This window comes from Pseudomonas sp. GW823-FHT03E05 (genome assembly GCF_058796855.1).
Genome location: NZ_JBXAJB010000008.1, coordinates 180,336 through 196,058 on the forward strand (window position 1 = coordinate 180,336; position 15,723 = coordinate 196,058).

General features: G+C 47.1%; 14 protein-coding genes. 3 read left to right on the plus strand and 11 right to left on the minus strand.

The features are described from left to right. The first annotated feature begins 193 nt into the window (after positions 1-193). Positions 194-1,558, plus strand: a complete 1,365-nt coding sequence (gene eat, locus AC1RCO_RS27675; protein WP_011062570.1) for an ethanolamine permease — start codon at positions 194-196, stop codon at positions 1,556-1,558. A gap of 132 nt (positions 1,559-1,690) precedes the next feature. After that, complete coding sequence (locus tag AC1RCO_RS27680) at positions 1,691-1,858, plus strand: DUF2897 family protein (protein WP_011062571.1); 168 nt, start codon at positions 1,691-1,693, stop codon at positions 1,856-1,858. A gap of 44 nt (positions 1,859-1,902) precedes the next feature. On the opposite strand, the gene AC1RCO_RS27685 is transcribed toward AC1RCO_RS27680, so the two are convergent. Both AC1RCO_RS27685 and AC1RCO_RS27690 read right to left on the minus strand, forming a co-directional pair. Continuing rightward, positions 1,903-2,754 carry an urea carboxylase-associated family protein gene (locus AC1RCO_RS27685; RefSeq protein ID WP_492618243.1) on the minus strand — a complete coding sequence of 284 codons (852 nt, stop codon included), beginning with the start codon at positions 2,752-2,754 and terminating at the stop codon, positions 1,903-1,905. A gap of 15 nt (positions 2,755-2,769) precedes the next feature. Continuing rightward, complete coding sequence (locus AC1RCO_RS27690) at positions 2,770-3,423, minus strand: GntR family transcriptional regulator (protein ID WP_053153125.1); 654 nt, start codon at positions 3,421-3,423, stop codon at positions 2,770-2,772. A gap of 193 nt (positions 3,424-3,616) precedes the next feature. Here AC1RCO_RS27690 and AC1RCO_RS27695 point away from each other — a divergent pair, with 193 nt between their 5' ends. Further along, positions 3,617-4,177 (plus strand): TetR/AcrR family transcriptional regulator, encoded by a 561-nt coding sequence (locus AC1RCO_RS27695; RefSeq protein WP_492618244.1) that lies wholly within the window; start codon positions 3,617-3,619, stop codon positions 4,175-4,177. A gap of 25 nt (positions 4,178-4,202) precedes the next feature. On the opposite strand, the gene AC1RCO_RS27700 is transcribed toward AC1RCO_RS27695, so the two are convergent. The 9 genes from AC1RCO_RS27700 to rffA all read right to left on the minus strand — a co-directional run bounded on the left by AC1RCO_RS27700 (position 4,203) and on the right by rffA (position 14,955). Next, positions 4,203-4,997 carry an SDR family NAD(P)-dependent oxidoreductase gene (locus AC1RCO_RS27700; RefSeq protein ID WP_015636561.1) on the minus strand — a complete coding sequence of 265 codons (795 nt, stop codon included), beginning with the start codon at positions 4,995-4,997 and terminating at the stop codon, positions 4,203-4,205. 202 nt (positions 4,998-5,199) lie between these two features. Next, on the minus strand, positions 5,200-5,529 hold the full coding sequence (locus tag AC1RCO_RS27705) for a ComEA family DNA-binding protein (RefSeq protein WP_065365461.1): 330 nt from the start codon (positions 5,527-5,529) through the stop codon (positions 5,200-5,202). 110 nt (positions 5,530-5,639) lie between these two features. Next, the gene (locus AC1RCO_RS27710; RefSeq protein ID WP_492618245.1) at positions 5,640-7,628 is read right to left on the minus strand and encodes a polysaccharide biosynthesis protein; all 1,989 of its coding nucleotides are present in this window, start codon (positions 7,626-7,628) and stop codon (positions 5,640-5,642) included. 53 nt (positions 7,629-7,681) lie between these two features. Then, a complete protein-coding gene (locus tag AC1RCO_RS27715; protein ID WP_065365459.1) occupies positions 7,682-8,698 on the minus strand; it encodes an MraY family glycosyltransferase in 1,017 nt (338 codons plus the stop codon). Continuing rightward, positions 8,695-9,675, minus strand: a complete 981-nt coding sequence (locus AC1RCO_RS27720; protein ID WP_492618246.1) for a UDP-glucose 4-epimerase family protein — start codon at positions 9,673-9,675, stop codon at positions 8,695-8,697. Before AC1RCO_RS27720 ends, AC1RCO_RS27715 begins: the two co-directional genes overlap by 4 nt. Continuing rightward, complete coding sequence (locus AC1RCO_RS27725; RefSeq protein WP_255313446.1) at positions 9,675-10,883, minus strand: glycosyltransferase family 4 protein; 1,209 nt, start codon at positions 10,881-10,883, stop codon at positions 9,675-9,677. Before AC1RCO_RS27725 ends, AC1RCO_RS27720 begins: the two co-directional genes overlap by 1 nt. Positions 10,884-11,625: 742 nt before the next feature. Beyond that, a complete protein-coding gene (locus AC1RCO_RS27730) occupies positions 11,626-12,531 on the minus strand; it encodes a glycosyltransferase (RefSeq protein WP_492618247.1) in 906 nt (301 codons plus the stop codon). Next, positions 12,531-13,826, minus strand: a complete 1,296-nt coding sequence (locus tag AC1RCO_RS27735; protein WP_492618248.1) for an O-antigen translocase — start codon at positions 13,824-13,826, stop codon at positions 12,531-12,533. The genes AC1RCO_RS27730 and AC1RCO_RS27735 overlap by 1 nt, the downstream gene beginning before the upstream one ends. Then, complete coding sequence (gene rffA, locus AC1RCO_RS27740; protein ID WP_492618249.1) at positions 13,813-14,955, minus strand: dTDP-4-amino-4,6-dideoxygalactose transaminase; 1,143 nt, start codon at positions 14,953-14,955, stop codon at positions 13,813-13,815. The genes AC1RCO_RS27735 and rffA overlap by 14 nt, the downstream gene beginning before the upstream one ends. Positions 14,956-15,723 lie beyond the last annotated feature (768 nt).

Sequence of the window (15,723 nt, forward strand, 5' to 3'; positions counted from 1 at the left end):
CGCTCGCCTCTGGAGCGCGGCTGCCCCGATGCGAGGCATCACGCCCCCATGCACTGAAGGTCAATAGTGCTAAAAATCGGCGAAACATCCTCGATACGACAGCTTTTCGTGCTTTACGACGGTGCTCCAGGAACTGGCATGGGCACTGCACAGAACAGCCGCGAGCACGTCCTAATCGTTCAGGGAGCAACCGATGAACACACAACTCAAGCCCACCTTGGGCACGCTGCATTTATGGGGCATCGCAGTCGGACTGGTGATTTCCGGGGAGTACTTCGGCTGGAGCTATGGCTGGGGCGTGGCAGGAACCCTGGGGTTTCTCGTGACCTCGCTGATGGTGGCAACCATGTATACCTGCTTTATATTCAGTTTCACCGAGCTGACCACGGCGATTCCCCACGCCGGCGGCCCGTTTGCCTACAGCCGTCGCGCCTTTGGTGAAAAAGGCGGCTTGATCGCGGGGCTGGCCACCCTGATCGAATTCGTCTTCGCCCCTCCCGCCATCGCCCTGGCCATCGGCGCTTACCTGAACGTGCAATTCCCGGCCTTGGATCCGAAACATGCGGCGGTTGGCGCCTACATCGTATTCATGGGCCTGAACATTCTCGGGGTGAAACTGGCAGCCACCTTTGAACTGGTGGTCTGCGTGCTGGCGGTGGCCGAACTCCTGGTGTTCATGGGCGTGGTGGCCCCGGCCTTCAGCTTCAGCAACTTCGCCCTCAACGGCTGGGCAGGCGCCGACGCCTTCGGCGCCCCGGCAATTGCCGGGATGTTCGCCGCCATTCCCTTCGCCATCTGGTTCTTCCTGGCCATCGAAGGCGCGGCCATGGCTGCCGAAGAAGCCAAGGACCCCAAGCGCACCATTCCCAAAGCCTATATCAGCGGCATCCTGACCCTGGTGCTGCTGGCCATGGGGGTGATGTTCTTCGCCGGCGGCGTGGGGGACTGGCGCAGCTTGTCGAACATCAACGACCCGCTGCCCCAGGCGATGAAGACCGTTGTGGGTGACAGTTCCGGCTGGCTGCACATGCTGGTATGGATCGGCCTGTTCGGCCTGGTGGCAAGTTTCCACGGGATCATTCTCGGCTACTCGCGCCAGTTCTTTGCCCTGGCCCGGGCCGGTTACCTGCCTGCCTCCCTGGCCAGGCTGTCGCGCTTTCAGACGCCACATCGGGCGATCATCGCCGGCGGCCTGATCGGCATCGCCGCCATCTACAGCGATGGCCTGATCAACCTTGGCGGCATGACCCTCACTGCCGCCATGATCACCATGGCGGTGTTCGGTGCCATCGTGATGTACATCATGAGCATGCTCAGCCTGTTCAAACTGCGCAGGGCGGAACCGAATCTGCCACGCAGCTTCCGCGCCCCGGGCTACCCGCTGGTGCCGGCCATCGCCCTGGCACTCGCCGCGGTCTGCCTGGTGGCCATGGCCTGGTTCAATGCCCTGATCGGCCTGATATTTCTGGTGTTCATGGCCCTGGGCTTCATCTACTTCCTGCTGACCGGGCAACTGCGGGCCGACGCACCGGTGGACGCCATGCTCACCGGCCGTTGAACCGCGCTCTGCTCGCACCAGGCGGATCAGGCATACAATGGAACCACTGCGAAGCGCTTTAACTCAAAGCGTTATAGGCAGGCCCGAAGGCGAACCTTCGCCTGCGGGCTACTGCCCATTAAGGAGAGCCCTATGCCCTGGTATGCCTGGTTGATTCTGGTGGTTGCTATCGGTTCTATCGTTGGCGGCTTGATGATGCTGCGCGACACCGCCAACAAGGTCGAGCTGACCGATGAGCAACGCAAGCGCGTGGCCGAGCGCAACGCACAAATGGATGCCAAGGAAGCGCAGGATCGTTAAGCCTACAGCCCCTTCACCCTAACGTGCAGGGGCTGCCTGGAAGCTCAGCGCTCCCATTCGGCCTTGGCAATGTGCAACCCGTGCTGGCCCTTATAGGCTGCACGTTGCGGCTGGCTCCAGCCTTCGAGCAACGATTCGTCCAGACGATAGATTTCCACTCCCAGTGGACGGCACACGCTTAACGGGTCCTGGGCTTCAGGCCCCCACATCGGCAAGGACAGATCTCCGCCCGGACAGGTCGACAATGCACAGAGCAGGTCGATTTCGGCGAAGAACTCCAGATAATCTCCCTTCTGCGCCGGGCAGGCCTTCATGAAGTACATGTCGTCATGGTTCAGGCCCGTGCACTGGAAGATGTTCAACACATCATGCACATCGAACTCGGTCAGGCCATGAGGCAGCACTGCCCGCGTCAGGTTGGAATGGCAGTGATGGTGAAAGTCCTCGCCAGTAAGCATGCGATTCACATAGGGGTCGCAACGGGTGCCCAGTAGATCGTGCAGGCGGCCACCATGCTCGTCGATGCCGTAATGGGCCAGGCTGTCATCGGTGATGGTCACCAGCGGCCGCAGAAAAGGCAGGTTCGACCAGAGCCGGTCGTGGGTACTGACATGCGCCCCCTGCAACTGCCGGGTGCGCGCAGCCCAGAGGCGCTCACGCGGATCGTTGGCATTCCATACGTTGAAGTCGCCCACCTGCGGCCCTACCGGGGTGGTCACCCGAAATACGTGCCCGGCGGGCACCTTCCAGGCGCGTCCGGTACGGATCGGAACCTCGAACTGCTCGATCAGATGGCGTTGGCCCTGATTGTGCCGAATGCGTTCGTAAAACGCCTTGTCCACCTGTAGCTCCGAACCTTTGCTGACCTGATAAGCCGCTGGATAGTCTTTGTACATGGGTATCGCCCTCATTCAGTGACACAGGGATTGGTCGAGCATGTCCAACAGCAGGCGCTCCGAGTCGTCCAGGTACAACTCCATGGCCTCGATGGCGGCCGCCTTGTCACCCTCCAGAAGCCATTCATGGATCTGTCGGTCACGGACCAGCCAGGGCGCCTGAAACCGCGCCTCATCCGGCGCCGTACAAAACACCAGGCGCAACTGCGCCACCACGTTGGTGAAGAACTCATCGAATAGTGGCGAGCCCAGCAACCCCACCACATGCTGGTGAAAACGCAGGCCATGGGTTCCCACGGCGCGCCAGTCCTCGCGCTCCCGGGCAAGCTCCGCCGCTTCCATGGCATCGAGCATGCGATCGGACTGGTACTCGCGTAGCGGGCGAGCATTGGCGATGGCCTGCAACTCCAGGGTACGGCGCACTCGAAACAGATCCCGCACGTCATCAGCACCAAGGCGACGGACCACCACGCCTTTGTGCCGCACGTACCAGGTCAGCCCTTCCTGCCCCAGGCGGTGCAGGGCTTCACGGATGGTATTGCGTGAGGCGTTATAGGCACTGACCAGCTCGCTTTCCACCAGCGCCATTCCGGGCAATAAACGACCACCGATGATGTCAGCCCGCAGTTCCACAGTAATGTGGTCCGCCAGGGATAGTCCGTCGCTCATGGGGGCACCTCACGATTGTTCAACAATTCATGAACAGCAGGTAATCACTTATCGTGCCAACTTCAATCACCCCCTTATGCCCTCACGAAAAGCTGTCGGGAAGCTGTCAACGCTGACAATCCCTGCCTAGAAGTAGGGGCATGATCTGATAATCCTTGGTTAAAATGGCCTTCTAGTTGCGGAGGTTTCTCAAATGCGTTACTCGCCAGACCATAAAGCCCAGACTCATCAACGCATTATCAAGGAAGCTTCAGAACGTTTTCGGCGTGACGGGATAGGTGCAACAGGTCTACAGCCCCTGATGAAAGCCCTGGGGTTGACCCATGGCGGCTTCTATTCCCACTTCAAGTCCAAGGATGAACTGGTAGAAGAAGCCCTGCGCGCCGCCGCCCAAGAGCTGGACACCCATTGCGCTGCACTGTTCGCACAAGAGCATCCACTGCCAGCCTTTATCGATAACTACCTCTGCGAGTGGCACCAGAAGTCCCCTCATCAAGGCTGCCCGCTACCGACCATGAGCTCGGAACTCGGCCAGCGCGGGCAACCCAGTGCGACTACAGATGAGGTGCTCAACACCAGGCTGGAACAACTAGAATCGGTGCTGGAAGGCGAACAGAAAGCCGAGCGAAGCCTGATGCTCATGTCCACCTTGGTCGGTGCACTCATGCTTTCTCGCAGCGTGGAAAACCCGGAGTTGGGAACTCGGATACTGGAGGTGGTTCGCGAGGGCCTGAAGCAACAGGAGCGGCGCTGAAGCGATCCGCTCCAACCTACTCTCCTTATTTATAGCGAGCGGCCGCACTGCTTCTGGACAGATTGGGGCCAAGAGCCAAGCGCGCCGCCACCAAAGCCTGCCAATCCGCAGGATCGGGTAGCGAAGGCAATGTAATCAACTCGCCCTGATCCAAGCCGCTCAACGCCGCATCGACCATCTCCTGTACCTCCATCACCATTTCCGCCGGAATGGCCTTGGCATCAAGCCCTGAACGCTCCCAGATCTCGGTACGAGTGACACCCGGCAACACAGCCTGTACACGAACCCCGCTGCCCTTCAACTCAGCCTGCAGCGACTGAGTCAAACTGAGTACATATGCCTTGGTTGCACTATAAGTCGCGTTGAAACGCTCAGGAATCAAGGCCACCACCGAGGCAATATTGATAATCGCCCCACGCCCAGTCGCAGAGAAACTCGTTGCAGCCACCCCGGCCAGCCGGGTCAGTGCCACTACATTGAGCTGAATCATGTGCTCCATCTGATCCAGGTCGGCGCCAGCCAAAGCCCCGTTGGCAGCTACTCCCGCATTGTTCAGCAGCAAGCTGATACGGGAGTCGTCGCGCAAACGTCGCTCGACATTCAGTAAGTCCTTCTTGAGCGTCAAATCCGCCTTCAACACCTCCACTTGCACGTTATATTTATCGCTCAACGCATTGGCTGCCACCTTCAAACGTCCCTCATCTCGAGCAACCAGCAACAAATCAAAACCTCGCTCTGCCAGTCGCTCGGCATAAACCGCTCCAATACCGGATGAGGCCCCAGTGACCAATGCTGTACCTTGGGATTGAATCGAACTCATAGCTGGACTCCTGACAATGCATGAAAGTAATGAGCGCCTTCGGCCAGAAGCATTTGGCGCCCGAAAAATATTATTACCATAATATTTTCGAGTCATCATGAAAATGATCAATCCAGGCAATAGAGATTCACTGTCAGCTACCCCACCCATGAAATGCAAAAGGCCGGTCAGAGACCGGCCTTCAAACGTTATGCGGAAGAACTCAATTGACTTCGAGCTTATCCAGATTTCGTTCCAGAATTGCCCTGCCAATCCCCTTGACCTCCAGCAACTCGTCCACCGAAGCAAAGGGCCCATTTTCTTCCCGATAAGCGACAATCGCCTTGGCCTTGGCAGCCCCCACCCCAAAAAGCTCGCGTTGCAGCACAGCCTCATCCGCCGTATTGAGGTTGACCTTGCTCGCTTGAATCGGCGCCTGCTCCGCCACTTGCGCAGAACCGGGCTGGGTCTGGGGACCCGGCGCTGCTTGAGTGACAAGTGCAAAGCTGGCGAGAAAAGCAAAGATCAATGAGGTGAAAAAAGAGTTACGCATAGTGACGCTCCATGACATCGAGTAAGGAAAGCAGCTTTCCAAAGCTGCCTTCCAAACCTAGGTGATGCAGGGGACAAGTCAAAATGTAGATGGTTACTGTTTATGTAAACTTATGGTTGTAAACGGCGTTGTTGATAAATCCAATCGACAATTTCACCGTCTGGCGTATAGCCACTCACTGTTTCACGCAACAATTGGCGGAATGTGACGTAATCATCTTGATGAACAGACTCGAGCATCTTAGCTAGGTTAGTTTTCAACACACCCCAAGGCAAATAATCTTCATTAGCTGTCATAATCATCGGGTGTGGAGTGATAGAAACGTTATCACCTATTAATAGCTCCTCGTAAAGTTTCTCACCGGGCCTCAACCCGGTAAATTCGATAGCAATATCACCATGAGGCATTTTTTCCGAGCGAACACTCAGACCTGAGAGATGAATCATTTTCTCAGCCAGTTCTACAATTTTTACCGGTTCACCCATATCCAATACAAATACATCCCCGCCCAAGCCCATCGACCCCGCTTGAATAACTAGCTGTGCAGCTTCAGGAATGGTCATGAAATATCGAGTAATTTTAGGGTGAGTAACAGTCAAGGGGCCACCAGACTGTATTTGTTTATGAAACAATGGAATTACAGAACCTGAAGAGCCCAGAACATTACCGAAACGAACCATTGTAAATCGAGTGTTGTTTCTTATCTGTTCACAACCAGCCACATCAAATAAAACGGGATCTTTTTCGCGACTAAGTGCTTGTAACGTCAGCTCAGCCAAGCGTTTAGTACTTCCCATTATATTGGTGGGACGAACTGCCTTATCTGTAGATATCAAGACAAAATCTGTAACACCAGACATCAATGCTGCCTGGGCGGTATTAAGCGTGCCGATTACATTATTAAAAAAGCCTTCGGAAATATTGTGTTCTACCATTGGGACATGCTTATAAGCCGCAGCATGGTAAACTGTATTAACTTTCCAGGTAGTCATTATATCAACGAGCTTTTCATGACTTTTTATAGTGCCAAGAATCGGCAATACTTTTACGGAAAGTGACTCACGAGCAACACGCCCTTCTAACTCGGAAAAAATACTATAGAGATTAAACTCGCTATGCTCGAACAACAACAATACAGTAGGACGAAGAAGCAATATTTGCCGACATAGCTCGGAGCCAATGGATCCTCCGGCGCCAGTTACAAGAACTACCTTCTTCGTCACACAGCGTTCAAGCAAATCCTCTTGAGCCGGAACTGCGTCACGCCCTAATAAATCAGCAATATCAACAGCCTGAATATCATCAACTTTCACTCGGCCACTAGCGAGATCCATAAACCCGGGAACACTTCGAACATGAAGAGGATAGCTTTCAAGAAAGCTCAAGATTTCACGACGACGCCCACGGCTTGAAGAAGGAATGGCCAAAAGCACTTCCTGCGCTCCAGTTGCATCAATCATACGTTGAATATTTTTGGGCTGATAAACATGTAGTCCGGCGATTACCCTGTCTGCAATACTCTTATCATCGTCAATAAAAGCAACAGGACGCATTGCTCGCCCCATCCTCAACGCCGCAACCAGTTGATTACCAGCAGCGCCTGCTCCATAAATAGCAACTTTAGGAAGATTATTATCTGTATTGGAGAAAGGCATGTGTTGCGTTGTAGAAAACCAATCATCAAGGAAGTATTGACGCATTGCTAAGCGCAAGCCTCCAATCATGATGAGACTCAACCACCAGAAATTAAAAACAATAGAACGAGGAACTACAAACTTATGATTACTATAGACATAAACTATAACCCCCATTACCAACGCAGACAACGTCACAGCCTTAGTAATAGCGATGAGTGCATCAGTACCAAAATAACGTAAAACTGCTCGATATAGACCAAAATGGATGAATAGTGGAATAGAAACTAAAGGTGCAAACAGGAAAAGCCATGGGTGCGCCTCTAATGGATTGGCAATTTCATCAATGCCAAGACGTACAAGGAACGCTAACCACAACGCAAGCCAGACAAGCACAGTATCTACTACGACTTGGATCAAGCGTTTTTGGCGCCTCGGAAGCTCAAGCAACCACTGACGAAACATACTAATACCCTTCTTAAATAAAAACGCCACAGACGTAAACCAGAACCCGCATCTCAGTTCTCTCTTGCGCCGGCTTTGTAGAACACTGCAAGAAGAATCAAAGGTACATAAGCTATTACAAGACCAATAACTCCTTCGAGCTTTTCTGTACCCACAAGAAAGCCTAGTGGTAATAGCCAAATTATATTTACAAATAGCACTGCCAACGTTACCGGAAAATGCCTACCGTAACGCCTCGCTGCAAATTGATAAGCGTGACTGCGATGCGCCTCGTACAGCTTCTCCCCTCTTAATAGCCGACAGAAAAGAGTAAACGTCGCGTCAACAATGAAAACACCTAGAAAAATCAACCAACTCCAAAATAAAGATGGATTAGTCCAAGCAGCCTGCAGGGCAAGCAAACCAAGAACTAATCCAAGAAATCCACTACCTGCATCGCCCATAAAAATTCGAGCAGGGGGAAAGTTCCAGTACAAAAAGCCCAAGACCGCAAGAGCCAGGCCCAAAGGAGCCCAAGCCAAGTCATAACTACCAACTATCCAATACAAGCCTGCGCCAGCTAAACAAACAAATACAGCCTCAATGGCAGCCAGACCGTCAATACCATCCATAAAATTATATAAGTTAAGCATCCATACCAAGTAAAAAACTGCAAAGATATGTCCTGCCCATGCCAACTCAACATATACATTAAGTATAAGCATAGATGGCATCCCACCCAATAATGCCACCCCCAAAATTGCGGCTGTAAAGTGCCCCAATAATCTCCAGCGAGCGGGAATATGCCCATGGTCATCGAGAAACCCGATAACGGCAACCATCCCCCCTGTAACTGTAAGAGCTAACATAGTAAAAAATTGCAAATTACTAGTAATCTCTAAAACGATGGCACTGATTATAAAAACAACAACGATAGCCACCCCTCCGCCCCTAGGAGTGGGAACAGTATGAGAGCTTCGGGAGTTAGGTATATCAATAAGGCTATTAGATAAAGCGTATCTGCGTAAAACTGCAGTCCCCATCAAGGAACCAACAAACGAAAAGAACATCACCCAGTACACATTGCTCATACGCTTTTTTCCACAAAGGCTGCCGCGGTTCTTTTTAACGCCTCGTTAACGTTTACTGCGGGACGCCAACCTAAGAGAAGGCAGGTCTTACTTATATCAACCTGCAAGCTTCCACATAGGCGCTGCGAAATTGCCTTACGTCCTAGGAGAGTTAAAAATAATCTAAGCATACTACTTGGAAATGGAAAAACTCGGCTTTTTACACCCAATGCATTTGCTGCTTTCGCCAATAATTCACTTGTAGAGAGATCTTCATCATCACTAACAAGAAAAGTTTGATTTGCAGCACTCTCATGATGCATGCACAGAATAACTAGATCAATTAAATTTTCAATAAAAACCAGACTACGCTTATTGTTAATCGACCCTAAAGGCAAGGGGATTCCTCGCTTAACCCACGCAAGCATAGCCTCAAAATTTGCTTTTACTCCTGGTCCATAAACCAGTGTAGGACGAATAACTACCACCTCCATACCAGTTTCCAAAGCGAGCTGGCGGAGAGCAACTTCAGCCTCATGTTTGGATACACCATATGGGTCAACCGGGTTAACTGGATCATCTGCACAATAAGGTCGTGCAAGGCTGGTAGCCTCTCCATTAACTTTTATGGAGCTAATAAAAACAAAGCGACGCACACCGGCCTCAGCGGCTTGACGCGCCAACCTCAAGGTACCATGAAAGTTTACTCTTCTATATTCGGCTAGAGCAGTAGCGGAACTCTCGTTCATCACATGCACTCGTGCAGCAGCGTGAACAACTATAGATACGCCGGCCAAAGCCACAGCCCAGTCCGTTTCCGGGGATACATTGGCAGCATATACATTATTTGATATAAGCTGCAAATCACCTTCAGAGCGAAAAACTGATATGGGAATATAAGCCTCATGTAAAGTAAGTGCACGAACTAAGCAGCCTCCGACAAACCCTGCTGCCCCCGTTACCATGACGCGCTGTTTTTCCTCAAAGACTTCGTCCATCAACTTATAAACGCCTTATACTCTTTCAGCAGCAACTCCGAGCACCTGGAAGAACTAAAATTTTCCGAGGCTCGACGGCGTGCCTCAGCGCCCATAGAGTATCTCATCGATGGATTAGACAATAGCGTCCAGATCCCCTCTTCCAGAGATGCGGGATCTGCAACTTTAACTAGCAAACCTGTCAGCCCGTCTAAAATCGCATCAGACAAGCCATAGATATCGGTCCCTACTGAAGGGATCCCCATCGCCCCCGCTTCAATGATAACCGTGCCAAATCCTTCGCGGTAACTAGGCAAACATAGCAAGTCTGCGACGGCCATGTATCGTTCGGGCTCGCGGTCGTAACCGACAACTTTAACATGCGACTTTATATATTCAGGAATGCTATCAATAATTAATTGACCTTCAGGCTCAGAAGGCCCAACCAGCACAAGAAATACATCACTGTCTTTGGCAGATATCCTCTCAAAAGCCTGAACTAACTCACTAATTCCTTTATCCGGTGTTATTCGGCCAACATATAGAACTACCTTGCTACTTTCTGAAATACCAAGCTTTGACCTCAAATCCAAGCATGTACTTTCTGGAAAGTATTTCTTATTGAATCGTTCTAAATCTATACCCGCGAGCGATCCGGCCCCCAGAACTGATATTCTCTCTGGTTTAATAATACCATTCGAAATTAGAAATTTCATTTGGCTGTGGCTATCTGCATAACAGTGCGTATTGAGTATACCGACAAGCTTATCGCACGCTCTTAGAAGTGAGCGTTTTAAACCAGACATAGTTACCCATGGCTGGCCAGTAAATGTGTGCAATCGAACGGACCGTCTAGCAAACAGACCCGCAATAGAACATAACAATCCTGCTTTCGGTGTGGTTGAGTGAATTATATCAAAATTATATTTTCGAAAAGTCTTTATCAAAAGAAACAAACTTAAAATATCTTTTTTAATATTAATTTTACGTTCAATATTAATTGGTAAAAAATTAAATCTCTTATTTGCGAGCAACCTCCCAACCGACTCATCGGCACTTGAAATGGCCGTCAAATCAACGCCAGACATTGCCAACTGCTCAAATTGAGTCTCTAGTTGCGTCACTATGAAAAACGAAACTGTGGAAACCCTAGCAACCCTGATTGCTTCTTTTGTCACCCACCAAGCCCTCGCCCGATTAAAACTCAAACCAAAAAATAACGCCGCCACTCATAAACCACAACCGTAACCAATGGCGGTAAAATAGCATATTTATAAAAAAAAGTCATCGAACAGTGTGATACCTACGAACAAGGACAAGTATTTAATTAGCAGAAATTATTTTAAAGAGTCAAAAAAACAAAACCAACTTTCGAAAACTCGCACAAAGTATACAAAATTAAAATTGGATAAAACATCAAAGAATAAAGACCAATCCGATCGCTGTACATCAAGCCGAAGATTACAATATAAAAAAGAAACCAAGGTGCACACATGAAAAAGATAAAGCCCAGACCCATTTGATAGACTGAATAACTGAGGATCAGAATTAAAGCTACTAGCAGCGAGGAATACATCCAAAAGCCCCATCGCCAGTCTGCAATAAGAAATAGCAAAAGAAAATGTTATTAGAAAAAATAGTGTTTGATGCTCCCCCCCAAAAAAACAAAAAACCTCATCAGCAAAACGAATGAAGTGTCTATTTTTTGAAAAGGGTTATCCAGCCCTGCATCCAGATAGTCATATAACCTTATATAAACCTAAGTATCGCCATATGTATAAAATGAACGTACAGCAATACTCTGAGAAACAAATCCTATGGCCAGCAACACCACAAAAAACTCAGCTGAGCACAATACCTCTTTAAGAAACCTTGATTTCGCCAAAAGCATTTAGAATGCTTAAAAAAGAAAGAGATAACTATATCAATATCCAAACCATAGAGATTCAGATAAGTCATCTCTTCTCCAAACTATCGATTCTTTAACTTAGGACCAACCAGCCTTCGCACACCAAGTGTGTTGAGTATTTTTTTGGGCCGGACACAATATATATTGCGCAGCAAGAACAATGAACGTTTCAGCGAAAATCTATTAGTAGACCTCAGCATAGCCAAAAACGTAACAAAGTAGTTCGCATATAGATCACATCGTAAAACTTTATAGCTATCAAAATAATGCTCAATATCTTCAAAATAGATAGAGTACGCCTTTAACTTTCCTGATTGTGTGGATAGATACGAACCCGCAGATGGATTGCATCTATACTTAACCAGAGATTTGTTTATATAAACAGCCTTTCCTTCGGGAATTAAAGAGTCCATAGCAAAAAACCACTCCATAAACTCACGATTTATAACCGTTTTCCTTGAGCTTCTTCTATATGCATACGAACTATGGACAGCAACTGACCCCCAACAAGCAAGCTCCTCCCCCGAAATATCTATTGATCTTTCGGCAGAGTCTGGAAATTGTGTATCAGACAAGTATTTACCATCATCAGAAAAGTATACTGCTTTATGGAAGACGACATTGACTTGAGCATCTTCCTGAAATTCTTTATATTGAAGAGCTAACTTTCCAGGGAGCATTACATCATCACCATCAAAATGGAAAACGATGTCGCCCGAAGCCATTGAGTGTAAACCAAGATAGTTTAATGCAGGCCCTACATTTTCTGAGCGAAGGTTTAGTTTGAGTCTTCCCTCATGCAAGCGAGAGTACTCAAGAAGAACCTCTTGAGTTCTATCAGTAGAACAGTCATCAGAGACTATAACTTCACACTCGAAATTTATTTCTTGCGACAGGATACTATCAAGACACTCTACAATATAGCGCTCTTGATTGTAGCAAGATACGACGACAGTAGCTGATAACATTATACTTCCCTTCTCCTATAGAGAAAAAAGCCTGATACGGCGACCACAAAATATACAATATTCATTAACAAAGTAGCTAGGAATACACCTTTTAGACCGAGCCCCAAATTAAGAAAAATAGAGCTGACACTAAAAAAGAATATCCCCTGAAGCAGTTCGCTTACGATATAGATCTTCAGTGCAGCCTTGGCTATAACTACAAAACCGATAACATAAGTCGAAACACGAAAAAAATCCGCAATTAATTGATACTTAATCAATGACTCTAATGATTCAAACTCACTCGATAATATTATTGGTATAATTTGCACTCTTAGTAAAAAGAAAATGCTCGCCCCAAAAAGAAAAACAAACATAACGACTGCCATGAACCTCAAGACTAAACTTGCAATTTCCTTTCTATTATTACTTCCTGAGATTGTAGGCATAAAATAGACTGCAAGGAATATGGTAAAAAAACCCATATATGCACTTGAAACTTTAATCGCCCCTTGCCATATTCCAGCTGGCGCATAGCCTATGTGATTGATAATTTGTTGCCGAACGAGTATTTCTATAAGAGGTACGCTCACCGCTCCCACCAGGGCCATGGAAGTAAAAACGGACAACCTTCTCACAGCTAGCGCATTAATCTTTGTTTTAATTTTGGCTCTAAAGAAAAAAGACCTACGATAAAAAAAATATGCTGGAATTGAATAAATGAGAAACATCAAAACCATTGAAATTGCGGCACCTACCAGCTGATAAAATCCAATTAAAAACCAGCTGATCGGTACAACTAGAACATTTCCAGAGATCTGAATAAGTGCATATGTTTTAGTATCACGCAGTCCATTAGCGATACCGCACACTAGATTAACAAATGCAAAACCAAACTGAGCCAAAAATAAAAAAACTATTATTTTATAATATTCCTCGCTCTTAAAAATATAACCCGAGATATCTCGCGAAAAACAAACTCCAACTATACAAAAAAAAGTACAAAATAAAAGAGAGTATAATTTTGCTGAACCAATAAACTCAGCCAACCGTCGAGGTTTTTTTTTATACTCTGCTACATATTTGATCACTCCATTAGATATGCCGCCACCGGCCATCAGAGATAGCATAGCAACGAGGCTCATAAAATTACCCAGTAACCCCATACCACCAGCACCTAAATAAACCGCAATCAGTTTTATCAAAATAAAACCAACGGCAATTTTAGATGTTTGAGAGGCGACAGTTAAAGCAGCACTCTGTAATGCATGTTTTCGACTAACTACCATTCGACTTGCATTACTAGCAACATGCATTGACAGCCTCGACGACAGTATCCACTACAGTAGCTCTCTCGATATCAGTCATTCCATACCAAATTGGAAGTCTGATTAAACGCTCGCTCTCAGATGTTGTAAATTTATCCTTACCAACAAAAGCACCAAGTCGAATACCCGCTGGAGCAGAGTGTAATGGAATATAGTGAAATACCGCACCAATCCCATTATTTTTTAAATACTTTAATACCTTTGTCCTAACACCAATATCAGGAAGCTTAACGTAAAACATATGAGCATTACTTATACATTCTGCGGGAATTATAGGCAGCTCTAGCTTCCCATTAGCTGAAAGCTCACTGAGATTTTCATAAAAAAATCTCCATGTTTTCATTCTAGACTCTTTTATTTCTTCAACTTTTTCAAGCTGACCATACAGATAAGCTGCTTGAAGTTCCCCTGGAAGGTAACTACTGCCCAAATCCACCCAGGTATACTTATCAATCATTCCTCGAAAAAATAGGTTTCTATTCGTTCCTTTCTCTCGAATGACTTCAGCCCTGAGTATAAAACTCTCATCATTTATAATTAATAAGCCGCCTTCGCCACCACTTGTATAGTTTTTTGTTTCATGAAAACTATAAGCTGCCATGTGCCCTATTGTCCCTAAGGGTCTTCCTTTATAGAAAGATGTCATTCCCTGGGCGGCATCTTCAATCACATACAACCCATAATGATTTGCTATACCCATTATTGTATCCATTTCACAAGCAACACCGGCATAATGAACTGGAACTATGGCTTTGGTATTCTTTGAGATAGCCGCTTCAATAAGCGTCTCATCAATATTCATCGTATCTGGACGAATATCTACAAAAACAATTTTTGCCCCCCTAAGAGCAAACGCATTCGCCGTACTTACGAAAGTGTAGCTAGGCATAATTACTTCATCACCCGGCTGAATGTCGATTAACAAAGCAGCCATTTCTAAAGCTTGAGTGCAGGAAGGGGTTAATAGAGCTTTTTTGCAACCCAAACTTTCTTCAAACCATTTTTGGCAAAGGATGGTGAATTTTCCATCACCGGACATCTTATCACTGCGCATAGCTGATATCACATACTGATCTTCACTTCCAGTATATGGTGGCTTGTTGAATGGGATATTCATTTTTCGTTTACATCCTTTAGCCAAAATACTTTTACATTTATTTAAAATAATTAACCAATCTATAACTCATTACAAGCATATACCTTACAAGGTACCACCCAACAATAAAGATGCTTCACGTAAAGTATAAAAATCATCTTGATTCCGTAGCATATACGGATAAGCTTTCAGCATCCTGCAACTGTTAGCTAGCTTACGCCAGTTTCACAACATGTGACTTGCACTGAATAACATTTAAATTATACACAACTGTCGGAAAATCTTAACCTTTACAAGCTATTTTTAGCCCTGGAAGGTCAAAATTCCAGGCTCCCTTGCTCTCTGCAAAAGCTCATCGCGCGAGAGATGCCCCTTCATCATGCACACGAAAGCGACTTCTTATAATGATAACGAGTAACAGACAGAGCCCCCTCTAACCCCGCCCCTACGAGAACCCCAATCAGGATGATGATCATTTTTTAGAGCGTACTGGGTTACCTATGCTAGCCATAGGTCCGTCCTTCAAACAAACTGATAATCTATCAGACTCAACAACCACTGAATTATAAAATATTTTTTGAACTAGTAGATATCGAAGCTCGTTTCATTATCTTTAGAGTAATTTCCTGCAGCTCGCTTTATAAATAGTTCATTAAACGATGACTCGCTGAGAGAACCCCTCATAGCTATTTATGCTTGAGTTAATTTTATAATTTTTCTAACTTTAGACGACCTCAGAATATGTTCCCAGAAAACTCTCTAAGATAGTTATCAGATCGAACGTTACGA